The sequence below is a fragment of the Thermomonas sp. genome, assembly GCF_041905325.1.
GTDB lineage: Bacteria > Pseudomonadota > Gammaproteobacteria > Xanthomonadales > Xanthomonadaceae > Thermomonas.
In genome coordinates this window covers 193,893-218,282 of the sequence record NZ_JAYRLK010000002.1, presented here as the reverse complement: position 1 = coordinate 218,282, position 24,390 = coordinate 193,893, and the positions used below count along the sequence as shown (strand labels likewise).

Genomic DNA, 24,390 nt, shown 5'->3' with positions numbered 1-24,390 from the left:
GGGCAAAGGGAGTTACGCATTGGAAATCGATCAGAACTTGTAGCTGGCGCCCAGCAGCAGGGTGCGGCCCCACTTGATGTACTCCAGCGGGCGGTCCTTGGTGCCGGCATAGGTGCGGTAGGCGGCATCGTTCAGGTTGCCGAGTTGCAACAGCAGGCTCAGGCCCTTGAGGCTGGAACCTTCGGCGAAGGAGTAGCTGACCTGCGCGTCGGTGATGTTCTCGCCGACCACGTAGCGCAGGGTGCGGTTGCCGTCGAAATTGCCGATCTCGCCGATGAAGTCGGAGCGGCGGCGGTTGTTGACGCGGAACTCGAAGCCGCTGCGCTCGTAATAGGCGGTGAAGTTGTAGACCTGCTTGGACAGGCCCGGCAGGGCGATCGGCCCGCTGCCCACGCTGCTGGCGCTGTCCGGGTCCACGATCTTGATGCTGCTGTCGGCAAAGCTGGCGCTGGCCACCACGCCGAAGCCCTGGAACGCATCCCCGAACACCATGTCCAGCGGAATCGAGGCGGTCAGCTCCAGGCCCTGCAGCTTGCCGCCCTTGCCGTTGAACGGGGCGCTCATGGTGCCCGTGGTCAGTACCGGCACGGTCATGCCTGCCGGCTTCACCCAGCCCTGCAGCAGCGCGGTGAAGTCATAACCGTCGCGGGTCTGGGTATAGATGTAGCTGGTCAGTTCCTTGTAGTAGTAGGCGGCGGAGATGTAGGCCTTGTTGCCGAAGTACTTCTCCCACGAAATGTCGAAGGCATTGGCGCGCCACGGATCAAGCAGGGGGTTGCCACCGCCCGCACCCGGCTTGCCGGTGGCGGTGTCCACGCCGAACTCCACCGACGCGCGCAACTGGTCCACGCGTGCACGTGCCACCTGGCGGGCCAGCGCCACGCGCAGCACCTGGTCGTTGGCCAGCGAGAACGCCAGGTTCAGGCTGGGCAGCACGTCGGTATAGGTCTTGCCATTGCTGTACGGGCGGATTTCATGCCCGGCCGCCTGCGAGTTGTCCCACACGCGCGAGTCGGACGACTGGTCGGTGTGCTGCACCTGCACGCCGACATTGCCGCGCACCGGCACCGAGCCCCAGACCGTGTCGATGTTGCCCTGCACGAAGAAGGTGCCGATCTTCTCGTTCACCGTCCATGCCTTCGGGATCAGCCACGGCTGGTTGTCCACCGGGTTGAAGGTCATGTACTTGCCGACCGCGCCCGGCACGTTCCACGACGGGATGTAGCCCACGCCGGCAAAGCCCAGGTCCACCAGCCCGTACTGGAATTCGCTGCCCACCGGGGTGATGCCCTGCGCACCGAGGTTGATGTTGCCTTCAGGCTGCCATTTCTGCTTGCTGCGGTCGGCGTAGTTGGCGCCCACGCGGATGCTGCTGAAGGCGTTCCCCAGTGCGGCCGGGGCCGGGAAGTCGGCATCCAGGCGGAAGCTCCTGAGTTCATCCACCACCTTGGGCACCTTGCCGTAGCCGGAGCCGTAGATGGTGTTGGCGAGGAACAGCTTGCTGGGATCGGAATAGTCCAACCCCGGGTGCAGCTGCGAGAACCCGTTGGAGTTGAACGACAGCGCCACCGAATCGAGCTGCGGCGCCGGCATCAGCTGGGTGTTGTTTTCCAGGTTCAGCTCGTCGCGCTTGGCCCGCGACCAGCTGGCATCGGCGGTCAGCTTGACCCCATTGCCGAAGAAGAACTCATTGCGCCAGCCGGCCGCGTCGATGGTGTCCTTGCGGTTGTTGTACATGCCGCGCACCAGCGGATAGACGTTCTGCGCGGTGCCGCCGGTGAAGGTGGTGTTGCCATTGATCTGGGTACCCACCACATTCAGAGAACCATAGCCACCGTTGTAGTTGCCGAGGTTGACTTCGAACTGGTTCGCGGTGTTTTCCTGCCGCGCCTGCGAATGGAACACGTCCAGCGTGCTGATCCACGCATCGCTGGCGCGCACTTCCAGCGTGCCCATGACACCGTCGCGCTTGGTGTAGCCGGTGCGGCGCAGCGCCTTGATGCCGTCGGAGAAGTAGGTGCAGTTCACATGCGAGTCGGGGCAACCAGCGCCTGAAGGCACGCCAGGACGCCAACTCGCACCAATCTCACGCCACGGCTCGTACAGGCCCACCTGCTCTTCCTGCACCGGGGTGTAGGAATGCGCATAGCCGAGCACGAAGCCCACCTTGTGGTCCGCGGTCTGCCCGATGTAGCTCAGGTTGATGCGGTTGCCGTCGGCACTTGCGTTGGCCGCCGAGCCCAGCGAGTTGCGCTGCCAGCGTCCGCTGATCGCGAACACCGGCTTGTCGTAGTCCAGCGGGCGCACGGTACGCATGTCCATGGTGCCGGACAGGCCCTGCCCCACCAGCGCGGCGTCGGGCGTCTTGTACACGGTCACGCCGGCCATCAGCTCGGACGGATATTGGTCGAACTCCACGCTGCGGTTGTCGCCGGTGCTGACCAACTCGCGACCGTTCAAGGTGGATGTGGAGAAATCCGGAGACAGGCCGCGCACGCTGAGCACCTGCGCGCGACCGGCAACCCGCTGCGCCGCCAAGCCGGGCAGGCGCGCCAGCGATTCGGCGATGCTGACATCGGGCAGCTTGCCGATGTCTTCGGCGGACACCGCCTCGACGATGGATGTAGCGTCCTTCTTGATGTCGATGGCGCGCTCGATGCCGCCGCGGATGCCGGTGACCACCACGGCATCGAGGTTCCTGGCATCGTCCTTCTTCTTGCCCTTGGCCGGCGCATCCTGCGCTGTCTGTTGCGCGTCCTGCGCATGCACTTGCATGGTCAACATCAGCGCGGCAGACGCCAGCGCCACGCTCAACAGATTTCGCTTCAACTGCACCATTTTCCCCTCCAGAAAAATTCGGAATGTGTCAGCCGGCCGGTTCTCCGCCGCCAGCGCCGTCATGCATCGCAACGTGAAAAAAGCATGAACGCGACGATGGTGTGACAGCGCCCGTGCAAACGAAAGGGCCTGCATACGTATTCATTGCAGGGCTTTTGAAATATCCGTGAAACACGCGCCACAACACGCTTTCATGGCTTCCAAAGGTGCCCGCTGGAGGCGCTCCCGGCGCATCCGCGGAGGTCGACGGGTGGCCCCGCCGCGGGGCGTCAATGCGCCAGCGGCAGCAACCGCACCGCCGCGCCACCACCACCGGCCAGCCACAGCGACAGCTGGTCGCCACGGGCCACCGTCTTCACTTCGTGCACGAAGCGGAAACGCGCCGCACCGTGCCAATCGGCACCGTCGCCATCGCGGTAGATCTCGGCGCGATAGCGCTTGCCTGGCTCGAGGAAATCCAGCGTGAGCGACAGCGTGCGCGGATGCTCGTCGTTCATCGCGCCCAGGAACCACACCGGCGCGCCGCGCTGCTTGCGTGCGATGGCAACGTACTCGCCCACCGCGCCCGCCAGCACATGGCTTTCGTCCCAGTCCACCGCCACGTCCTTGATGAACTGGAACGCCTCCGGGTGCGCGGCGTAATGCTCCGGCAGGTCTGGCACCATCTGGATGGGGCTGTAGATGCCCACGTACAGCGCCAGCTGGCGTGCCAGCGTGCTCTGGATTTCCTGCCCATTGCGGCCGGTGAGGCTGAGGATGCCGGGGGTGTAGTCCATCGGCCCCGACAACATGCGCGTGAACACCAGCGTGACCTCGTGCGCGGGCGGGTTGGGCGGGTTGCCCCAGGCGTTGTATTCCATCCCGCGCGCGCCTTCGCGCGACACCCAGTTGGGATAGGTGCGGCGCAGGCCGGTGTCCTTGATCGGCTCGTGCGCGTCGATCGCCACGTGGCGCCTGGCGGCTTCCTGCACCACGCGCAGGTGGTGGTTGCTCATCCACTGGCCTTCGTGCCATTCACGCAGGACGGGGCCGTCGGGGCTGTCCTGGCGCTCGATCTGCCCGGCATCGCAGACATAGCCGGTCTTCACCACGTCGATCCCGTTGCGCGCATCCAGATCCAGCGCCGCGCCGAGTTGCGATTCGTAGTGGCTGACCGCGCAGCCTGTTTCGTGATGGCCGATCAGGTGCACGCCCTTGCCGGCGGCGTATTTCGCCAATCCGGCCAGGTCGAAATCGGCAGCCGACCGGGTGTAGTCGAACCCCCAGCCATTGGCGAACCAATCACCGTCCCAGCCGGGGTTCCAGCCTTCCACCAGCACGCCGCGCAAACCGTTGCGCGCGGCGAAATCGATCGCCTTGCGCGTGTTGGCGGTGGTGGCACCGTGTTTGCCGCCGGTGGCCCAGCTTTGCAGGTCCAGGTGCAGCGACCACCACACGCCCGCATATTTGCCCGGCGTGAACCAGCTCACGTCGCCCAGCGCATTGGGGGCGTTGAGGTTGAGGATCAGGTTGGATTCCACCAGCGCGCCGGCGGTGTCGCCAAGGGTGATGGTGCGCCACGGTGTGACGAACGGCGTTGGCCGCACCACCGGCACGGGGCTGCCGGGTGTCAACATGGCGCGCAGCACGCCGTTCTCGCCATGCAGCAGGTTCATGCCGGCGTAATCCACCAGCGCCGCTTCGTGCAGGCTGATGTGCAGGCCATCGTCGGTGCGCAGGGTCAACGGCGTTTGTGCGATGCCCACTTCAGCCAGCGGGGTGCGGTGGTACAGGTATTCCTCGCGGTTCCATTCCAGCGCCGGGATCCACCAGGCGGTGGCCGGCCGGGCGATGGCAAATTCGGTGAGTTCCTGCACGATCTGCGCCTCGCGCAAGGCGGGTTGCGCGGGCACGTCGTAGCGGAAACCGACACCGTCGTCGAACACCCGGAACACCACGTCGAAGCGCCGGTGGTCCATGTCTTTTTCCACCAGGGTCGCGCGCAGTTCGTTGTAGTGGTCGCGCACGAAGCGACGCTCGCCCCACGGCTGTTCCCAGGTGTCGTCCTGGCTGCGCGACTGCTGCGCATCCAGTCGCAGGTTGCGCAGCAGCTGGCGGCCGTTGCGGAAGATGAAGCCCAGCCGCGAATCGTTGATCACCGGCTTGCCGTCGCGCAGCACACGATAGGCCAGTCTTCCCTCGCCATTGATGTCCAGCTGCACCACGGTGCGCCCGTCGGGCGACGCCACCTGCGCCACCTGTTCCGCCAGTGCCGGACCCGGCAACACCCAGGCCAGCCACAACGCGGCCACCCATGCACCCGACATCACTTTCCGCATGCCCCCCTCCTTGTCCATGACGGGCACGTTCATGCCGCCAGCACGGCACAGGCCACGCCACGCGCGGGCACGTGCAGGGTGCCGTCGGCCTGCGTGGCGGCCACCACACCCGGCACGGCCAGCCAGTCCACCGCGGCCGGCAACGGCCATGTACAGGCATCGGGTGACAGGTTGAACACCAGCAGCAAGCGCTGCCCCGCGTGCTCGCGCTCGAACGCCAGCAGCTGCGGTGGCGCATCGACAAAGCGGATGCTGCCGTGCACCAGCGCTGGCAGCGCCTTGCGCCAATGCAGGAACGCGCGGGTCGCCTGCAACACCGAGCCCGGGTCGTTTTCCTGCACCGCCACGCTGCGCAGGCGATGCGCCTCCGGCACCGGCAACCACGGCGGCGCGGCACTGAAGCCGGCATGGACATCGGTATTCCACGGCATCGGCGTGCGGCACCCGTCGCGGCCCTTGAAATTCGGCCAGAACGCCTTGCCATACGGGTCCTGCAATGCCTCGAACGGCACCTCCGCTTCCGGCAAGCCCAGCTCTTCGCCCTGGTACAGGCACACGGACCCACGCAGGCTGCACACCAGCGCCACCAATTGCCTGGCCAGGGGATCATCGGCCTGCGCGCCGCCCCAGCGCGTCACCGCACGCACCACGTCGTGGTTGGAAATGGCCCAGCACGGCCAGCCTTCGGTCATCTTCGCTTCCAGTGCCTCCACCGTGCCGCGGATGTAGGCCGGGCTGCATTCCTCGGTCAGCAGCTCGAAGCTGTAGCCCATGTGCAGGCGCTGCGGCGTGCAGTATTCGGCGGTGGTGGCCAGCGAATCCTCCGAGGAAATCTCGCCCAGCGCGCCCACGTCCGGATAGCGGTCCAGCACCGCGCGCAGGTCCTCCAGGAAGCCCAGGTTTTCCGGCTGGGTATTGTTGAAATGGTGGTACTGGAAGGCGTAGGGATTGTCCGGGCTGAAGCCGCGGCCGGTGCGCAGCTCCTCCGGCTTGGCGGGGTTGTCGCGCAACAGCGCGTCGTGGAAGCAGAAATTGATCGCGTCGAGGCGGAAGCCATCCACGCCGCGGTCGAGCCAGAAGCGCACGTTGTCCAGTTGCGCGCGGCGCACCTCGGGGTTGTGGAAATTCAGGTCCGGCTGCGACGGCAGGAAGTTGTGCAGGTAGTACTGCCCGCGTCGCGGCTCCCATTGCCAGGCACCGCCGCCGAACAGCGACAGCCAGTTGTTGGGTGGGGTGCCGTCAGGCTTGGCATCGGCCCACACGAACCAGTCCGCCTTCGGGTTGTCGCGGCTTTGCCGGCTTTCACGGAACCACGGGTGCTGGTCGGAGCAGTGGCTGAGCACCTGGTCGATCATCACCTTCAGGCCCAGGCCATGGGCGCGTTGCAGCAGGCGGTCGAAATCGGCCAGGGTGCCGAACAGCGGGTCGACGCCGCGATAGTCGGCGATGTCATAACCGAAATCGGCCATCGGCGAGGTGAAGAAGGGCGAAATCCAGATCGCGTCCACGCCCAGCGACGCGATGTGGTCCAGCCGCGCCAGGATGCCGGTCAGGTCACCCACGCCGTTGCCGTCGGTATCGAGAAAACTGCGTGGGTAGATCTGGTAGACCACCGCGCCGCGCCACCAATTCTGCACTGCCTTCCCCTGCCGTTGCTGCATGCTCGAAACCGACTATGCCGTCCCTCGCGCGTGTTGCAGAGGCCTTGCGGCGTGAATACGTTTACATGCGGATGCCCGCGCATGCAGTGCGGTATATCTAGCCCGCCGCCCGCACGGGGCGGCCATCGCGCGCCCAGGGGACTGCATGCACACGACCGCCAAACCGCCGCTTTCGTTCTGGCAGATCTGGAACATGTGCTTCGGCTTCCTCGGCATCCAGTTCGGCTTCGCGCTGCAGAACGCCAACGTCAGCCGCATCTTCCAGACCCTGGGCGCGGGTATCGACGACATCCCCATCCTGTGGGTGGCCGCGCCACTGACCGGCTTGCTGGTGCAGCCGCTGATCGGCTATCTCTCCGACCGCACCTGGACGCGGCTGGGGCGGCGGCGGCCGTTTTTCCTGATCGGCGCGGTGTTGGCATCGCTGGCGCTGTTCGCCTTCCCCAACGTGCCCACCCTGTGGGTCGCAGCCGGCATGTTGTGGGTGCTGGATGCGTCCATCAACGTGTCGATGGAGCCGTTCCGCGCCTTCGTCGGCGACCAGCTGCCGCCCGCGCAACGGCCGACCGGCTTCGCGATGCAGAGCTTCTTCATCGGCGTGGGCTCGGTGGTGGCCAGCGCGTTGCCGTTCGTGCTGGAACACGTCGGGGTGGCCAATACCGCCGCCACCGGACAGATCCCGGACACCGTGCGCTATGCCTTCTACGCAGGCGGCGTGGCGCTGCTGGGGGCGATCGGCTGGACCGTGCTGCGTACCCGCGAATATCCACCCGAGGTCTTGCAGGCCTGGGACGAAGCGCCCGTGCAAACGGTGCGCAGCCAGCACGCACCCATGCTGCGGCTGCTGGCCGGCGGCGCGGTGCTGGTGGGCGGCGCGCTGGCGCTGTGGGTCTGGCGACAGGGCCTGGACAAGGCGCTGTTCATCCTCGCCGGCCTGCTGGTCGGCTTTGGCATGGCGTTCCTGGTGCGCGGCATGTTGCGCGGCGACAACGCCTTCACCCGCATCCTCGACGACATCCGCGACATGCCCCCGGCGATGGCGCAACTGGCGGTGGTGCAATTCTTCTCCTGGTTCGCGCTGTTCGCGATGTGGATCTACACCACCGCCGCCGTCACCGAAGTCCACTACGGCAGCACCGACCCGGCCTCGGCCGCGTACAACACCGGCGCCAATTGGGTGGGCGTGCTGTTTGCCGCCTACAACGGGTTTGCCGCGCTGGCCGCGCTGGCCATTCCGGCGATGGTGCGCCGGCTGGGCCTGCGTGGCAGCCATCTGCTCAATGCGGTGCTGGGCGGGCTGGGCCTGCTGTCGATCGGCTGGATCCACGACCCGCGCTGGCTGCTGCTGTCGATGCTGGGCGTGGGCTTTGCCTGGGCCTCGATCCTGTCGCTGCCCTACGCGATGCTATCGGACACGGTGCCGGCGGCGAAGATGGGCACCTACATGGGCATCTTCAACTTCTTCATCGTGATCCCGCAGCTGGTGGCAGCCAGCCTGCTGGGGTTCCTGTTGAAGTCGCTGCTGGGCGGCCACCCCATCCACGCACTGAGCATCGGCGGCATCAGCCTGCTGGTGGCCGGTGCCTGCGTGCTGCTGGTGCGCCTGCCCACCCCCCGCCACGCCTGAAGGATTTCCCATGCGCCGCATTCCCGTTTCGCTGCTCGCGCTGTCGCTGCTGGGCACACTCACCGCCCATGCCGGCACCGGCACGCCGCCGCCCGCCCGGGAGTACTACGGCACGCTGGAGCCGTTCGCGCGCGAAGCCGTGTACTTCGTGATGACCGACCGCTTCGTCAACGGCGACCCCGGCAACGACCACCGCGACCAGGGCGGCGCGCACCGCACCTTCGACATCCCGCTGGCGCCGTGCAACGGCGTGGCCGGCAACATCGGCTACCTGGGCGGCGACTTCAAGGGACTGGCGGATCACCTGGACTACATCCGCGAGATGGGCTTCACCTCGGTGTGGATCACCCCGATCGTGGACAACCCCGACGAGGCCTTCACCGGCGGCACCGCCCCCAGCTGCAAGGGCTTCCTCTCCGACAAGGGCAAGACCGGCTACCACGGCTACTGGGGCGTGAATTTCTACAAGGTGGACGAACACCTGCCCAGCCCCGGCCTGGACTTCAAGGGCCTGGCCGACGCCGTGCACGGCAAGGGCATGAAGCTGGTGCTGGACATCGTCGGCAACCACGGCTCGCCGGCGTGGGACATGGCCTTCGACCAGCCCAAGTTCGGCAAGCTCTACGACAAGGACGGCACGCTGGTCGCCGACCACCAGAACCTGCCGCCGCAGCGACTGGACCCGGCCCACAACCCGCTGCACCGGTTCTACAACACGGTCGGCCCGGTCGATGGCGCCAAGGGGTCGATCTTCGACGGCAACCTGGCCCAGCTGTCCGACCTCAATGAACGCAACCCCGCGGTGCTGGACTACCTGGCCGGCGCCTACGAGCAGTGGATCGACCAGGGCGCGGACGCATTCCGCATCGACACCATCGCGTGGATGCCGGACAGCTTCTGGCAGGCATTCACCACCCGCATCCGCGCCCGCCACCCGGGCTTCTTCATGTTCGGCGAGGCGTTCGATTACAACGCCAACACCATCGCCCGCCACACCCTGCCCGGCCACGGCGAGACCAGCGTGCTGGACTTCCCGATGAAGCAGGCGATGGAGGAGGTCTTCGGCCACAAGCAGGCCGGGTTCGAACGGATGGCACCTGCGCTGCACCTGACCGGCGGGCCATACGCGAACCCTTACGATCTCACCACCTTCTACGACAACCACGACATGCCGCGCCTGGACGCCAGCGACGCCGGCTTCATCGACGCGCACAACTGGCTGTTCACCGCGCGCGGCATCCCGGTGGTCTATTACGGCTCCGAGATGGGTTTCATGCGCGGCCGCCCCGAGCACGGCGGCAACCGCAACTACTTCGGCATCGCGGGCATCGCCGCGGCCAAGGCCAGCCCGATCCGCACGGCGCTGGCCCGCATCGCGCAGGTGCGCGCCGCCTCGCCCGCGCTGCAGCGCGGCCTGCAGGTGAATATCGAATTGCAGGGCCAGCGCGCCGCGTTCTACCGGGTGGTGCAGCACGCCGGCCAGCATCAGCTCGCGCTGGTGCTGCTGAACAAGGGCGATGCGCCGGAGCGCTTCGAACTTGGCGCACTGCGCCAGCCCGGGCAGTGGCGCAATGCCTTCGGCGGCAGCTCGCTGGTGGTGACGGTGGGCAACACCCCTGCCATCGAGGTGCCGGCGCACGGCGTGCAGGTCTACCTGCTGGATGCCGAGGTCACCGCGCCGGCACTGGCCAACGCGCTGGATGCGGCGATGGCCGGCGCACGGCTGCCGCACTGACCGTCCCCCTCCCCGCCGTGCGGGGAGAAGGCTGATTCAACCACCGCTGGAAGCGCGCACTTCCAGCGTGGGTTGCAGCATCAGGCCCTGCGCCGGTTGGCCGCGCACCTGCTGCAACAGTGCCTGCACCAGCAATTCGCCGGCCTTGGACGTGTCCTGCACCACGGTGGACAGTGGCGGGTTGGCCGAACGTGCCATCGAGGTGCCATCGAACCCCACCACCGCCACGTCTTCGGGAATGCGCAGGCCGGCGTCCTGCAACGCATGCATCGCCCCGATCGCGATCAGGTCGCTGGCCGCGAACAGGGCATCGAACCGCAGCCCCCGCGCCAGCAGCGCGCAGGTGGCGTCGTACCCGGCCTGCTCGGTGCTGTCGGCATCCACCTGCAACTCCGGCCGCATGCCTGCCCCGGTTTCGCGCAGGGCCGCATCGCAACCACGGTAGCGGGCGTAGAACTCGGGGAAACGCTCCGACGCATGGCCGACGAAGGCCACCCGCTGCCGCCCGGCCTCGCGAAGATGCCGGCCGACCAACAGGCCGCCGGCGTGGTTGTCGCAGCCGATGGTCACCCCCGGCTGGTCCGGCCACACATGCCCCCAGCGCACGAAGTGGGTCCCCTGCGCCACCAGTTGCGCCAGCTTGGCCTCGTAGGCCAGATAGTCGCCATAGCCCAGCAGGATCAGGCCATCGGCCTTCATGCTGTCCTCGTAGTCGGCGTGCCAGTCGTCCGAGAGCTGCTGGAACGACACCAGCAGGTCATGCCCATGGCGCGCGCAGGCACGGGTGATCGAGCCCAGCATCGACAGGAAGAACGGGTTGATGTGCGAATCGTCGGAGGTGGGGTCTTCGAACAGCAGCAGTGCCAGCGTGCCGGCGCGCTGGGTGCGCAGGCTGGACGCATGGCGGTCGACCTTGTAGTTCAGTTCCTTGACCGCATGCTCCACCCGGCGCCGGGTCTCGGCGTTGACCAGCGGGCTTCCCGCCAGCACCCGCGACACGGTGGCCTGCGACACCCCCGCGCGATGGGCGATGTCCAGCGAGGTGATGCGGGATTTTTTCCGGGAGCGGCTGGGTTCCTGCATGACCGGAGTGTAGCAACCGCGAGGGGCGGTCATTCGTCGCGGCGGCGACGCGCCAACTGGTCGCGGTCGAGCTGCAGCAAATAGCGGAACAACTTGCGTTGCACGACCGGGGACAGGTTGACGAACTCGCAGCCGGCCTGCAGCGCATCGTGGCCTATGTGGCCGCGGTTGAGGATATGGCGGATCTGCAAATCCACTTCCACCTCGCCGATGTCCGGCAGCTCGATGCGGCAGCCCATCAATACGTCACCCACCTGGAAACGCACCATCGAACGAATTGCCACTACTGCCAGGCCGCCCCCGCCGATGTCGCGGATGGTGGCATCCACCTCCTGCCCGTCGATCAGGTGCAGATGGCAGGCCAGCGTGCCCGCCGGCGGCTCGCGCCGCATGAACTCGCGCCGTTGCAGGTAAAGCACCCGGGTGGGGATCGGCACCTGCAAGGCCGGACGGTCGCCGTGCACGCCCAGTCGGGCCGGACCACTGGGGAACCGCAGTGCAGCGCGATTCAGCGAGCCCTCGAAGCGCAGGGTGGTGGCCGCCATCCACGCATCCAGCAACGCGCGGTTGTTGGGCACGTCGATCCAGAACCCGCTGGTATCCACCCGCAGCAGCATCGTCGCCATGCTGTCGTTGCTGCCCTCCGCATGCACGGTCAGCGCGCAATGTTCACCTACCAGCCGTTGCAGGTGGTGGCGGATTTCATCGGCATCGTGGACGTAGAACTTGTCGTAGTAGCCGTCGATGTCGGCCACGTCCGCGGCGGAATGAGCAGGAGAGTCGTTCATCTATGCCAGCTTAACGGCTAACGGGGGGCACTGCTTGAAGTCTTCGGCTCAGCCGGCTTGGCCGGCATCGCGGTCGGCCGCGTCACCGTCGACCACCCCCACGTTGCTGGAGGCCGCATCGAACACGCCCTTGTCCAGCAGGCCGGTCTCGCGCGCCACCAGCACCGGCACCAGCATCTGCCCGGTCACGTTGGTCATCGTCCGCATCATGTCCAGTACCCTGTCGATGGCGTACAGGTAGCCGATGACCTCCAGCGGCAGCCCCGCCGCACTCAGCACCACCGTGGCCATGATCACCGCGGTGCCCGGCACCCCGGCGGTGCCGAAGCTGCCCAGCACCGAGGCCAGCGCGATGATCAGGTATTGCGTCAGTGACAGCTCGATGCCGGCGTACTGCGAAATGAACACCGCCGCCAACGCCGGATAGATGGCGCCGCAGCCGTCCATCTTGATGGTCGCACCCAGCGGCACCGCGAACGCGGCGTAGTCCTTGTCCACGCCCAGGTTGTGGGTGGCACTGCGCAGCGACACCGGCAACGCCGCGAAACTGCTGGACGCCACGAACCCCACCTGCATGCCGGGCGCGGCACCACGGAAGAACTTCAACGGATTCAGCCCGTGCGCCAGCAGCAGGCCGCCGTACACCACCACGATGTGGAAGGCGCAAGCCAAATACAACGCCACCACGAAGTTGAGCAAGGGCCGCAGCTGCTCGAAACCGTAGCCGCCCACCAGCGCCGCGATCAGGCCGAAGGTGCCGAAGGGCGTGAACTCCAGCACGTAGCGGGTGACCTGGATCATCACCTCGCTGGCCTCGCCCACCAGCTTGCGCACGCCGGCCACCTTCTCGCCCAGCTTCACCATCGCGAAGCCCACCAGCCCGGCGAAGAAGATCACCTGCAACACCGTCCCGCTGCGCGGCACCAGCACCTTGGTGCCGTCGGCCAGCTTCGCGCTCGCCGCCCCGCCCAGTGCCTGGAACGGATTGGCCGGCACCAGGTTCAGCAGCATGTCCAGCGCGCCCGGCACGTCCTTCGGGGTGTAGTCGGAAGCCACCTTGAGCACGCCGACACCCGCTCCCGGCTGCACCAGCCAGCCAAACAGCAGGCCCACGCCCACCGCCAGCACGGCGGTAAGGGCAAACCAGAGGAAGGTGCGCCCGGCCAGCGCGGCGATCGACTTCTGCCCGCTCAGCGACGCCACCGCGTTGATGACGGCGAAGAACACCAGCGGCACCGCGATCATCATGATCAAGGTGACGTACAGATCACCGATCGGCCCGAACCAGCGCTCGGCGTCCGCACCGAACCGCCAGCCCGCCAACGCGCCCAGCACGAAGCCAAGCACCACACGCTTCCAGAACCTGATGCGGAACCACCAATCGAACATGCGGACCATTTCCACGGCAAACCGTGCGCCACGATACCCGAGCCGCCACCGCCGCGTCAGTGCCATGCGCAGGCGCATCCCGCCATGCCCAGCCGGCATAATGACGCCATGACCATCACGCCTGCCCTTCCCCGCTGGCTGCCGCTGGCCGGCAGCGTCCTGCTGGCCGCCTGCGCCAGCCTGGCCCCCGTGCCGCCTGCCGCCGCACTGCACGTGGATGTCCCCGTCGTGGCCCATCCCGCTGGCGAAACCCCCGCATGGTGGTACCGCGACGGTGCCGCGCAGGCCGCCGGACGCGGCGCGATGGCCGGGCGGGCGAAGAACATCATCGTCTTCCTCGGCGACGGCATGAGCCTGACCACGGTGGCCGCCGCACGCATCCTCGAAGGCCAGCGCAATGGCAGCAGCGGCGAAGAGCATCTGCTCGCCTGGGAAACCTTCCCCGCCACCGCCTTCAGCAAAACCTACAACACCGACTCGCAGACCCCCGATTCGGCCGGCACCATGAGCGCCATCACCACCGGCGTGAAAACCCACATGGGGGCCATTGCGGTGTATGCCGGCAGCGAAAACGACTGCACCGACAGCCTGGGCAAGCATGCGCAGACCTGGCTGGAACTGGCCGATGCCGCCGGCATGGCCACCGGCGTGGTCAGCACCGCCCGCATCACCCACGCCACTCCCGCCGCCACCTATGCGCACGTTCCCAATCGCGGCTGGGAAAACAACGCCGCGCTGCCGGCAGCGGCGGTGGCCGCAGGCTGCAAGGACATCGCCCTGCAATTGATCGAAGCCGGCCGCGCCGGCCACGGCCCCGGCATCGTGCTGGGGGGTGGCCGCAAGGAGTTCCTGACCCGCGACCAGAGCGACCCGCAGCAACCCGGCCAGCGCGGCCTGCGCAGCGACGGCCGCGACCTGATCGCCGAATGGCAACGCGACCATCCGCAAGGGGCCTACGTCACCGACGCCGCCGGACTGGCGGCTGCGGCCGGCGCACCCAGCGTGCTGGGCCTGTTCAACTACGACCACATGCAATACGACCACGACCGCATCGCCACCGGCAGCGGCGAACCCAGCCTGGCCGCCATGACCCGCGCCGCGATCGCCCATCTGGCCCGCAATCCCAACGGCTATGTGCTGATGGTGGAAGGCGCGAAGATCGACATGGCCCACCACGACGGCAACGCCTACCGCGCGCTGGATGAAACCATCGCGTTTTCGGATGCCGTGCGGGCGGCAATGGAGGCCACCTCCAGCGAGGACACGCTGATCCTGGTCACCGCCGACCATTCGCACACACTCAACTTCGTCGGCTATCCCACGCGTGGCAACCCCATCCTCGGCAAGGTGCGCGGCCGCAGCAGTTTCGATGGCGAACCCGGCGCACTGGCCAAGGGTCTCGACGGCCTGCCTTACACCACCCTGGGCTATGCCAATGGCCCCGGCAACACCGGTGCCAGCGATGCGCAGCCCACCGGCTCGAAGCGCTATCCACACGGGCCGAAAAAACTGCTCGCCCCCGCCACCGGCCGCCCCGACCTGACCGCTGTCGACACCTCCGCCCCGGACTACATGCAGGAAGCCCTGGTGCCGCTGGCGGCCGAATCCCACGGCGGCGAAGACGTCGGCATCTGGGCGCGCGGCCCCGGCAGTGGCGCGGTGCGCGGCACGCTGGAGCAGAACGCGATCTACCACATCCTCGTGCAGGCCGCCCCGCGCCTGCGGGCAGCCCTGTGCGGCAAGGGACTGTGCGACGGCAACGGCGTGCCGGTGGAATTGCCAGGCGGCAACCCGTAGCGCGACAAGCGCCTCAGAACGGCTTCGCCAGCACCAGCCAGACGACCATCACCAGCAGCGGCAACGGCAATTCGTTGAACCAGCGCAGTGCCCGCGGCGACGGCAACGGCCTGCCCGCAGCCACGGCCTGCAATATCCGCCCGTTGAGGATGTAGTAGGCCAGCAGCATCCCCACCAGCAGCAGCTTGGCATGCAGCCACCCGCCCGTGATGTGGAAATGCAGCCACAGCGCCATGCCCAGCGCCAATGCGATGCCGAACATCACATGCCCGAAGCGGTACAACCGCCGCCCCATCAGCAGCAGCCGTTCGCGCACGGCGGGCACCTCGCCCGCTTCGGCCAGGTTGACCAGGATGCGCGGCAGGTAGAACACCGAGGCCATCCAGGCGATCACGAACACCAGATGGAAGGTCTTGATCAGCAGGTAAGCCATGCGGTCGTTCCGTGGATGTTGCAGCCTGTCATTCCCGCGAAGGCGGGCATCTTTTCACAGACGAATGTCGGTGTATCCATGGACTTTGATTTTAAATGGACTAACGTCCAGGGATCCCCGCCTTCGCGGGGATGACGATTTGTTCAGGGGTGCCTAGGATGCCACGATGACCAAGACCTACGACCGCGCCTATTTCGACAAGTGGTACCGCCGCGGCGGCATCGGCCACGCCGCACGGCTGGCGCGCAAGGTGCAGCTTGCGGTGGCAACCGCCGAATACCATCTGGAGCGGCCGCTCCGCAGCGTGCTGGACATCGGCTGCGGCGAAGGCGCCTGGCGCGCGCCGCTGCTGAAGCTGCGCCCGCACGTCCAATATCTCGGCTTCGACAGCAGCGACTACGCCATCGCCCGCTATGGCAAATCCCGCAACCTGCACCACGCCCGCTTCGCCGATTTCCAGCACCTGCGCCCCTGCGCGCCGGTCGACCTGCTGGTCTGCAGCGACGTGCTGCATTACCTGGACACCCGCGAACTCGACCGCGGCCTGCCCGCACTGGCCGAGCTGTGCGGCGGCGTGGCCTTCATCGAGGCGTTCGCCCGCGGTGACGGCGCCGAGGGCGACGAACACGACTTCAAGCAGCGCCGCGCCGCGTTCTACCGCGACCGCCTGCGTGCGCTCGGCCTGCGCCCGCTGGGTTCGCATTGCTGGCTGTCGCCGGCACTGGTGGCACACGCCACCGCACTGGAACTGCCGGACTGATGTGAAAACCGCGACCGCCGTCACAGCCGCGCACCTTCCATCCGGTATGCTGCATTGCCGCAAAACGGGTTGACCTTCAGCAATGCTGCTCTATCAATGGCACGAACTCTGGCGCGCCAGCCTGGCGCCCTGCACCTATTGGGCGGATGCCGGGGCCAAGATGTTTTCCGGCAGCGACAGCTGGCTGTCCAGCCTGCCCGGTGCCCAGCGCACCGCCGCCGGCTATGAGCTGCTGTACCGGCTGGGCAAGGACTACGAAAAGCCCGCATTCGGCATCCACCAGATCGAGGTGGAAGGCCTGTCGATCCCGGTGGTCGAGCGCGTCGCCCTGGAGAAGCCCTTCTGCCGCCTGCTGCGCTTCAAGCGCTACCACGACCAGGCCGACGGCCTGGCGCGGATGAAGGACGACCCCACCGTGCTAGTGGTCGCCCCGCTGTCCGGCCACCACGCCACGTTGCTGCGCGACACCGTGCGCACCCTGCTGGCCGACCACAAGGTCTACATTACCGACTGGACCGACGCGCGGATGGTGCCGGCCAGCGTCGGCGCGTTCACCCTCGACGATTACGTCGGCTACGTGCAGGACTTCATCCGCCACATCGGCTGCGACAACCTGCACGTGATCAGCGTCTGCCAACCCACCGTGCCGGTGTTGGCCGCGATCTCGCTGATGGCTGCGCGCGGCGAGGCGTTGCCGAAGTCGATGACGATGATGGGCGGGCCGATCGACACCCGGCAGTCGCCCACCGCGGTCAACAACCTCGCCACCCGCCAGCCGCTGTGGTGGTTCGAAAGCAACGTCATCCACACCGTGCCGGCCAACTACCCCGGTGCCGGCCGCCGCGTGTATCCCGGCTTCCTGCAACACCTGGGCTTCGTGGCGATGAACCCGGAACGCCACGGCCAATCGCACTGGGACTTCTACCAGGACCTGGTCAAGGGCGACCTCAGCTCCGCGCAGTCGCACCGCAAGTTCTACGACGAATACAACGCGGTGCTGGACATGCCCGCCGAGTACTACCTCGACACCATCCGCACCGTGTTCCAGGACCACCTGCTGCCGCGCGGCCTGTGGGACGTGGCCGGCGAGCGCGTGGATCCTTCCAGCATCACCGGCTGCGGCCTGCTCACCATCGAAGGCGAGCTGGACGACATCTCCGGCCAAGGCCAGACCCGCGCCGCCCACGACTTGTGCAGCGGCATCCCCACCCGCCACCGCCAACACCTCACCGCCCAGGGTGCCGGCCATTACGGCATCTTCAGCGGCCGCCGCTGGCGCACCGAGATCTACCCGCAGGTGCGCGCGTTCATCGCCGCCCACGCCGGGTAACGGCCAACCTCCGGCACCGCGAGCGCCGGCCTCAATCGTGTGCCGGCAGGCTCCGGGTGGCCTGCGCCACCGCCACCTGCAATACACCCAGGTAGACCTTGCGCGCCGGCGTGGCCTCGCGCACCACGGTCTCCAACCCCTGCACATACGCCCGCAGCAGTTCCCCGGCATTGAACTGCTGGCCAAGGTCATGCACCGTCCGGGCCACGGCATCGCGCAGATGCAACTCCACGCTGACGCCGGTCTCGGCCTGCCGGGCAAGGTCCATGACGCGCAGGACATGCGGGGTGACAAGACCGACGACGGTGGGCTTCATGGCTTCATCCTGATGCACGCTGGACGGCGAAGATAGCGCAATCGGCCGGAAGCCGGGCTGACTGCGGCCTCCCTTCGCCCTGGTCATGCCGACATGCCCAACCTTCATGCCCACGCCACGGTGGCCGAGGGATGATGGCGCATCCCCCCAATTCCCCACCGCCATGGCCGAATTCATCCCGCCCGGCACCCGCTGGTTCGATCTGCCCTCGCCGTTTCCGATGAAGCGCGGCGGCGCGCTGCATGGCGCACGGCTGGCGTATGAAACCTGGGGCACGCTGGATGCCGCCGCCGGCAACGCCATCCTGATCCTCACCGGCATGTCGCCGGATGCGCACGCCGCCAGCAACCCGGCCAACCCCGCGCCGGGCTGGTGGGAATGGATGATCGGCCCCGGCAAGCCCATCGACACCCAGCGCTGGTTCGTGGTGTGCGTGAACGCGCTGGGCAGCTGCAAGGGCAGCACCGGCCCGGCCTCGCGCAACCCGCAGACCGGTGACACCTATCGGCTGGAGTTTCCCGAGCTGTCCATCGAAGACGGTGCCGACGCCGCCGCCCTGCTGGTGCAGGGCCTCGGCATCGAGCGCCTGGCCTGCGTGGTCGGCAACTCGATGGGCGGCATGACCGCGCTGTCCCTGCTGGCACGCCACCCCGGCATCGCCCGCAGCCACGTCAACATCTGCGGCGCGGCGCGCGCATTGCCGTTCTCGATCGCCATCCGCTCCCTGCAACGGGAAGCCATCCGCCTCGACCCGCACTGGGACGAAGGTCGCTACAGCGAGGCGTCCTACCCTGAAAACGGCATGCGCATGGCACGCAAGCTGGGGGTGGTCACCTATCGTTCGGCGCTGGAATGGGATGGCCGCTTCGGCCGCGTGCGGCTGGATTCGGAGCGCCGCGAGGATGACGATCCGTTCGGGCTGGAATTCGAGGTCGAAAGCTACCTGGAAGCCCACGCCCGCCGCTTCGTGCGCAAGTACGACCCCAACTGCTACCTCTACCTCAGCCGTTCGATGGACTGGTTCGACCTGGGCGAAGCGCATGCCGGCGACACCGCCCACGGGCTGGCCGCCATCACTGGCGTGCAATCGGCACTGGTGATCGGGGTGAGGACCGACATCCTGTTCCCGCTCCAGCAGCAGGAGGAGATCGCCGCCGGTTTGCGCAACGCCGGTTGCGACACCCGCTTCCTGCCGATGCCGTCGCCGCAGGGGCACGATGCCTTCCTGGTCGACGAAACCCGCTTCGGCCCGGCAGTTGCCAGCTTCCTGCGCACGCTGCCAGCCACGCATTTCATCGCCGGCATGGTGGCATGAGCGCGACTTGACGCTATACTTCGCGCTTCCGTGCCGGAGTGGCGGAATCGGTAGACGCAGCGGACTCAAAATCCGCCGCCCTTAAAAGCGTGTGGGTTCGAGTCCCACCTCCGGCACCAATTGCGATTCCGCACAGCCCGCCACCCTTGGCGGGCTTTGTTTTTTGGACCTTGCGGCAACAGGCCGAAGTGCAACGCGCTAAAATCGCCGGATGAAGAAAGAACTCGCAACCTTGCTGCGCAACAATCAGGATTGGGCCGACCGCGTCACCCTCGAAGACCCGACCTTCTTCGAACGCCTCTCCAGGCAGCAGGCCCCGGAGTACCTGTGGATCGGCTGCTCCGATTCGCGCGTACCGGCGAACCAGATCATGGGGCTGGCACCCGGCGAAGTATTCGTCCACCGCAACATCGCCAACGTGATGGTGCATACCGACCTCAACTGCATGTCCACCATCCAGTTCGCGGTGGACGTGCTGAAGGTGCGGCACATCCTCGTCGTCGGCCACTACGGCTGCGGCGGCGTCGGTGCGGCCTTGCACGGCACCCGGCTGGGACTGGCCGACAACTGGATTCGCCATGTCGGCGACGTGGCGCAGAAGCACGCCGCCCTGCTGGACAAGCTGCCGGAAGCCGATCGCCACGACGCGCTCTGCGAGCTCAACGCCATCGAGCAGGCCGAGAACGTATGCCTGACCACGGTGATCCAGGATGCCTGGGCACGTGGCCAGCAACTGGCCATCCATGGCTGGGTCTACAGTTTGAAGGACGGCAAGGTGCGCGAGCTGGGCATGGACGTGGATGCTCCCGATACCCTCGAAGCGGTCTACGCCTGGGCGGTGTCCGGCGTGAGCGAGCGCCGCGCCATCCCGATCTGATTCCCCTTCGCTGCCCGGCCCGGCACGCGCATCAAGCCGGCATCCGCGACTCAAAAAAAACGGGCCTTGCGGCCCGTTTTTTTCATGCCGTGTGGCAGGCGAACGCTTACGCGCCCTCGCCTTCGGTCACCGCCTTGATCGACAGGCGGATGCGGCCCTGCTTGTCGACTTCCAGCACCTTGACCTTGACCAGATCGCCTTCCTTCAGCACATCGGAGACCTTCTCCACGCGCTCGCTGGAGATCTGCGAGACGTGCACCAGGCCGTCCTTGCCGGGGGCGATGGTCACGAACGCGCCGAAGTCCATGATCTTGGCGACCTTGCCTTCGTAGATGCGGCCCGGCTCGACGTCCGAGGTGATCTGCTCGATGCGCGACTTGGCGGCCTGGCCGGCAGCGGCATTCACCGATGCAATGGTGATGGTGCCATCGTCCTGGATGTCGATCTGGGTGCCGGTTTCCTTGGTGATCGCCTGGATCACCGAGCCGCCCTTGCCGATCACTTCGCGGATCTTGTCGGGGTGGATCTTGATGGTCAGCAGACGCGGCGCGAACTCGGACAGCTCGCCGCGCGGCGCGGTCAGCGCATTGGCCATTTCGCCGAGGATGTGCAGACGGCCGGCCTTGGCCTGCGCCAGCGCGACCTTCATGATTTCCTCGGTGATGCCCTGGATCTTGATGTCCATCTGCAGCGCGGACACGCCGTTGCTGGTGCCGGCGACCTTGAAGTCCATGTCGCCGAGGTGATCCTCGTCACCGAGGATGTCGGACAGCACCACGAAGTCGTTGCCTTCCTTGACCAGGCCCATGGCGATGCCCGCGACCGGCGCCTTCACCGGCACGCCCGCGTCCATCAGCGCCAGCGAGCTGCCGCAGACCGAGGCCATCGAGGAGGAGCCGTTCGACTCGGTGATCTCGGAGACCACGCGGATGGTGTACGGGAACGCTTCCATGGTCGGCATCACCGCCAGCACGCCGCGCTTGGCAAGGCGGCCGTGGCCGATTTCGCGGCGCTTCGGGCCCATCATGCGGCCGGCTTCACCCACCGAGTAGGGAGGGAAGTTGTAATGGAACAGGAAGTGTTCCTTGTACTCGCCGGCGACGGCATCGATGACCTGGCCGTCACGCGCCGTGCCGAGGGTCACGGCGACGATCGCCTGGGTTTCACCACGGGTGAACAGCGAGGAGCCGTGCACGCGCGGCAGCACGCCGACCTTGGAGGTGATCGGGCGCACGGTGTCCAGCGCGCGGCCGTCGATGCGCACCTTGGTGGCCAGCACCGAGCCGCGCATGGTCTGGTACTCCAGCTCGCCGAATTCCTTCGAGGCTTCGCCCGCGCTCCAGCCATTGGCTTCGATCTGCGGGGCCAGCTCGGCCAGCACCGCCTTCTTCAGCGCGGAGATGGCGTCCTTGCGCTCCAGCTTGTCGCGCACCTGGAAGGCGGCGGCGAGCTTGTCACCGATCGCGGTCTTCAATGCGGCGATCAGGGCATCGTTCTTGGCCGGGGCAACCCAGTCCCACTTCGGCTTGCCGGCGTCGGCAACCAGCGCATTGATGGCGTCGATGGCGGCCTGCATCTGCTGGTGACCGAACATCACCGCACCCAGCATCACGTCTTCCGACAGCTCGGCGGCTTCGGATTCCACCATCAGCACGGCGTCACGGGTACCGGCAACCACCAGTTCCAGCTGCGAATCCTTCAGCTCGCTGACGGTCGGGTTGAGCAGGTACTGGCCATTCTTGTAGCCGACCTTGGCGGCACCGATCGGGCCCTGGAACGGGGCACCGGTGAGCGCAACGGCGGCGGAGCAGCCAATCAGCGCCAGGATGTCGCCATCCACTTCCGGGTTCAGCGACATGACGGTCGCGATGACCTGCACTTCGTTCTTGAACTCTTCCGGGAACAGCGGGCGCAGCGGACGATCGATCAGGCGGCTGGTCAGGGTTTCCTTTTCAGTGGCGCGGCCTTCGCGCTTGAAGAAGCCACCCGGGATGCGGCCACCGGCGTAGAACTTCTCCTGGTAGTCAACGGTCAGCGGGAAGAAATCCTGCCCTTCGCGCTGGGTCTTGGCCGCCACCGCCGTGCACAGCACCACGGTGCCGTCGCAGGAGACCATGACCGCACCGCCGGCCTGGCGGGCAATTTCGCCGGTTTCCAGCGTGACCTGCTGCGTGCCGAACTGGAATGACTTGGTGATTTTCGCCACTGTGGGAATCCTTGGTTTGTCTTGATTTCGTCAACGCAGGCAAGCCCCGCTTGCTGCGCTGCATCGCGCATTGCGATGCGGGAATGCGGCATGGCCGCGAGCATGGGAAACAACTACCGCAAAAACGAACCGCGGCGCATTCCTGCGCCGCGGTGGGTGTTCAATCAGCGACGCAGGCCGAGTTTGCCGATCAGCGCCTTGTAACGCTCCGCATCCTTGCGGTGCAGGTAGTCGAGCAGGCTGCGACGACGGTTGACCATCATCAACAGGCCGCGACGGCTGTGGTGGTCCTGCTTGTGCGCCTTGAAGTGCTCGGTGAGCATTTCGATGCGGGCGGTGAGCAGGGCGACCTGCACTTCCGGCGAACCGGTATCGTTGTCGCCGCGCTTGTGTTCGTTGATGACTTTCTGGGAATCGATGGACATGGTTGCCTCGTAGTCGCGTGACCGGCAGGAACGGGCGTATCAGGCCGCACCGCGCGGTTCGTCGGATGATGGAAAGAAAAAACTGCCCGAGTGAGCAGCGGAATTATAGCGCGCTTGCGTGATGACCGGCAATGCAGGCGTTCAGGTGGCCGCGGTGCCGGCGGGCCCACCCGTGACTGCCGCCCAGCGGAACAGCCGCGACGGACGCAGCGCGCCATCGGCGTCCACCTCCCCCAGCCCCAGGCCACGGCCATGCTCGTCCAGCATCGCCACCTGCCGGCCACGCGGCGGATACGGCCCGCGCAGGCCCTGGCCGCTGCCCAGCCGCTGCGCCTGCGCGGCATTCACCTGCACCGACGGCCACGAGGCCATGCCGGCCTCGATCGGCAGCAGGCAGGCGTCCAGCACGCGCTCGCCGGCGTGCTCCAGCAGGTCGGCCAGTGCCTCCAGCGTCCACATCCGCGGCTCACGGAACGGATCCACCCACAGCCGGCGCAGCTCGGCGACGTGCGCGCCGCAGCCCAGCAACTCGCCAAGATCGCGCACCAGGCTGCGCACATAGGTGCCGGAACCGCATTCCACATGCAGGCGCAGGTTGGGGGTGCCGGCATCCAGCAAGTCGGCGGCATTGAGCAGGTCGAACGCGTGGATCTCCACCTCGCGCGGCTCCACCTCGATGGTTTCGCCGCGCCGCGCCTTGGCGTACAGCGGCTCGCCGCCACGCTTGAGTGCGGAATAGATCGGCGGGCGTTGCCGGATGCGGCCAGTCAGCGACTTCAGGGCCGCGTCGATCGTTTCGATGGACAGCGCCGGCACCTGGCGCTCGCGCAATGGCTGGCCTTCGGCATCGTCGGTATCGGTAACGATGCCCAGCCGCGCCACGGTTTCATAGGCCTTGCGCGCACCCAGCAGGCCACCGGCGATCTTGGTGGCCTCGCCGAAGCAGACCGGCAGCAAGCCGGTGGCCAGCGGGTCCAGGCTGCCGGTGTGGCCACCTTTTTCGGCGCGGAACATGTGCCGCACGCGTTGCAACGCCTGGTTCGAAGACAAGCCCTGCGGTTTGTCCAGCAGCAGGATGCCGTCCAGGCGACGGAACACGGTGCGCGGGCGGCGCGGCTGGTTATTCGCCGTCGCCACTGGGCTGCAGATCCGGCAGGTCGCGCAGCAGGTTGTCGATGCGTTCGCCGCGATCCACCGATTCGTCGTAGTGGAAATGCAGTTCCGGTACGTGGCGCAGCTTCACCGCACGCGCCAGTTGGTAGCGGATCTCCGGTGCCAGCGCCTTCAGCGCCTTCACCGTTTCGACGGCACGTTCCGGCTGCAACACGGTGACGAACACCTTGGCGTGCGCCATGTCGCGGGTGACTTCGACGTCGGACACGCTGGCCGACGCCAGCCCGTGTTCGCGCACGAAGGCGTGCACCAGCGTGCCCAACTCGCGACGGAGCTGGGCGGACACGCGGTCGGTGCGATGGAAGGATTTCTGCGCCAT

The 24,390-nt window shown here is 67.0% G+C and carries 19 protein-coding genes and 1 tRNA gene; 8 read left to right on the top strand and 12 right to left on the bottom strand.

Going from position 1 to position 24,390, the window contains the following annotated elements:
* Positions 1–30 precede the first annotated feature (30 nt).
* From ACE3OK_RS03265 to ACE3OK_RS03255, 3 genes are all read right to left on the bottom strand, one after another.
* A complete protein-coding gene (locus ACE3OK_RS03265) occupies positions 31–2,838 on the bottom strand; it encodes a TonB-dependent receptor (protein WP_374248102.1) in 2,808 nt (935 codons plus the stop codon).
* 269 nt (positions 2,839–3,107) lie between these two features.
* Positions 3,108–5,183: a glycoside hydrolase family 97 protein gene (locus ACE3OK_RS03260; RefSeq protein ID WP_374248294.1), complete on the bottom strand. Its 2,076-nt coding sequence runs from the start codon at positions 5,181–5,183 to the stop codon at positions 3,108–3,110.
* 2 nt (positions 5,184–5,185) lie between these two features.
* Positions 5,186–6,793, bottom strand: coding sequence for an alpha-glucosidase family protein (locus ACE3OK_RS03255; RefSeq protein WP_374248101.1), 1,608 nt, complete (start codon positions 6,791–6,793; stop codon positions 5,186–5,188).
* Positions 6,794–6,962: 169 nt separating this feature from the next.
* Here ACE3OK_RS03255 and ACE3OK_RS03250 point away from each other — a divergent pair, with 169 nt between their 5' ends.
* Together ACE3OK_RS03250 and ACE3OK_RS03245 are read left to right on the top strand one after the other, a co-directional pair.
* The gene (locus ACE3OK_RS03250; protein WP_374248100.1) at positions 6,963–8,444 is read left to right on the top strand and encodes an MFS transporter; all 1,482 of its coding nucleotides are present in this window, start codon (positions 6,963–6,965) and stop codon (positions 8,442–8,444) included.
* Positions 8,445–8,454: 10 nt separating this feature from the next.
* Positions 8,455–10,179, top strand: a complete 1,725-nt coding sequence (locus tag ACE3OK_RS03245; RefSeq protein WP_374248099.1) for an alpha-amylase family glycosyl hydrolase — start codon at positions 8,455–8,457, stop codon at positions 10,177–10,179.
* Between the two features lie 36 nt (positions 10,180–10,215).
* Here ACE3OK_RS03245 and ACE3OK_RS03240 read toward each other — a convergent pair whose 3' ends face one another.
* The 3 genes from ACE3OK_RS03240 to ACE3OK_RS03230 are packed head-to-tail and all read right to left on the bottom strand — an operon-like array spanning position 10,216 to position 13,448.
* Complete coding sequence (locus tag ACE3OK_RS03240) at positions 10,216–11,262, bottom strand: LacI family DNA-binding transcriptional regulator (RefSeq protein WP_374248098.1); 1,047 nt, start codon at positions 11,260–11,262, stop codon at positions 10,216–10,218.
* Positions 11,263–11,291: 29 nt separating this feature from the next.
* On the bottom strand, positions 11,292–12,050 hold the full coding sequence (locus ACE3OK_RS03235; RefSeq protein ID WP_374248097.1) for a flagellar brake protein: 759 nt from the start codon (positions 12,048–12,050) through the stop codon (positions 11,292–11,294).
* 48 nt (positions 12,051–12,098) lie between these two features.
* Complete coding sequence (locus ACE3OK_RS03230; RefSeq protein ID WP_374248293.1) at positions 12,099–13,448, bottom strand: dicarboxylate/amino acid:cation symporter; 1,350 nt, start codon at positions 13,446–13,448, stop codon at positions 12,099–12,101.
* Positions 13,449–13,547: 99 nt separating this feature from the next.
* Here ACE3OK_RS03230 and ACE3OK_RS03225 point away from each other — a divergent pair, with 99 nt between their 5' ends.
* Entirely contained in the window at positions 13,548–15,236 is a 1,689-nt protein-coding gene (locus tag ACE3OK_RS03225; RefSeq protein ID WP_374248096.1) for an alkaline phosphatase, read from the top strand.
* A gap of 13 nt (positions 15,237–15,249) precedes the next feature.
* Here the strand turns inward: ACE3OK_RS03225 and ACE3OK_RS03220 are convergent, their stop codons facing one another.
* Positions 15,250–15,669, bottom strand: coding sequence for a CopD family protein (locus ACE3OK_RS03220; RefSeq protein ID WP_374248095.1), 420 nt, complete (start codon positions 15,667–15,669; stop codon positions 15,250–15,252).
* 166 nt (positions 15,670–15,835) lie between these two features.
* Between ACE3OK_RS03220 and ACE3OK_RS03215 the strand changes: the two genes are divergently transcribed.
* Complete coding sequence (locus ACE3OK_RS03215; RefSeq protein ID WP_374248094.1) at positions 15,836–16,429, top strand: class I SAM-dependent methyltransferase; 594 nt, start codon at positions 15,836–15,838, stop codon at positions 16,427–16,429.
* A gap of 85 nt (positions 16,430–16,514) precedes the next feature.
* Positions 16,515–17,759, top strand: a complete 1,245-nt coding sequence (locus ACE3OK_RS03210; RefSeq protein ID WP_374248292.1) for a polyhydroxyalkanoate depolymerase — start codon at positions 16,515–16,517, stop codon at positions 17,757–17,759.
* A 31-nt stretch (positions 17,760–17,790) separates the two neighbouring features.
* Here the strand turns inward: ACE3OK_RS03210 and ACE3OK_RS03205 are convergent, their stop codons facing one another.
* Complete coding sequence (locus ACE3OK_RS03205; protein WP_374248093.1) at positions 17,791–18,075, bottom strand: hypothetical protein; 285 nt, start codon at positions 18,073–18,075, stop codon at positions 17,791–17,793.
* 163 nt (positions 18,076–18,238) lie between these two features.
* Here ACE3OK_RS03205 and ACE3OK_RS03200 point away from each other — a divergent pair, with 163 nt between their 5' ends.
* The 3 genes from ACE3OK_RS03200 to can all read left to right on the top strand — a co-directional run bounded on the left by ACE3OK_RS03200 (position 18,239) and on the right by can (position 20,267).
* Positions 18,239–19,390: a homoserine O-acetyltransferase gene (locus ACE3OK_RS03200; protein ID WP_374248092.1), complete on the top strand. Its 1,152-nt coding sequence runs from the start codon at positions 18,239–18,241 to the stop codon at positions 19,388–19,390.
* A gap of 32 nt (positions 19,391–19,422) precedes the next feature.
* Positions 19,423–19,509 (top strand) — tRNA-Leu (locus ACE3OK_RS03195).
* A 92-nt stretch (positions 19,510–19,601) separates the two neighbouring features.
* Positions 19,602–20,267, top strand: coding sequence for a carbonate dehydratase (gene can, locus ACE3OK_RS03190; RefSeq protein ID WP_374248091.1), 666 nt, complete (start codon positions 19,602–19,604; stop codon positions 20,265–20,267).
* Between the two features lie 106 nt (positions 20,268–20,373).
* On the opposite strand, the gene pnp is transcribed toward can, so the two are convergent.
* From pnp to rbfA, 4 genes are all read right to left on the bottom strand, one after another.
* Positions 20,374–22,473 carry a polyribonucleotide nucleotidyltransferase gene (gene pnp, locus ACE3OK_RS03185; RefSeq protein ID WP_374248090.1) on the bottom strand — a complete coding sequence of 700 codons (2,100 nt, stop codon included), beginning with the start codon at positions 22,471–22,473 and terminating at the stop codon, positions 20,374–20,376.
* A gap of 164 nt (positions 22,474–22,637) precedes the next feature.
* Positions 22,638–22,898 (bottom strand): 30S ribosomal protein S15, encoded by a 261-nt coding sequence (rpsO, locus tag ACE3OK_RS03180; RefSeq protein WP_374248089.1) that lies wholly within the window; start codon positions 22,896–22,898, stop codon positions 22,638–22,640.
* A gap of 141 nt (positions 22,899–23,039) precedes the next feature.
* A complete protein-coding gene (gene truB / locus ACE3OK_RS03175; RefSeq protein ID WP_374248088.1) occupies positions 23,040–24,035 on the bottom strand; it encodes a tRNA pseudouridine(55) synthase TruB in 996 nt (331 codons plus the stop codon).
* Positions 24,019–24,390, bottom strand: a complete 372-nt coding sequence (gene rbfA / locus ACE3OK_RS03170) for a 30S ribosome-binding factor RbfA (RefSeq protein WP_374248087.1) — start codon at positions 24,388–24,390, stop codon at positions 24,019–24,021. Before rbfA ends, truB begins: the two co-directional genes overlap by 17 nt.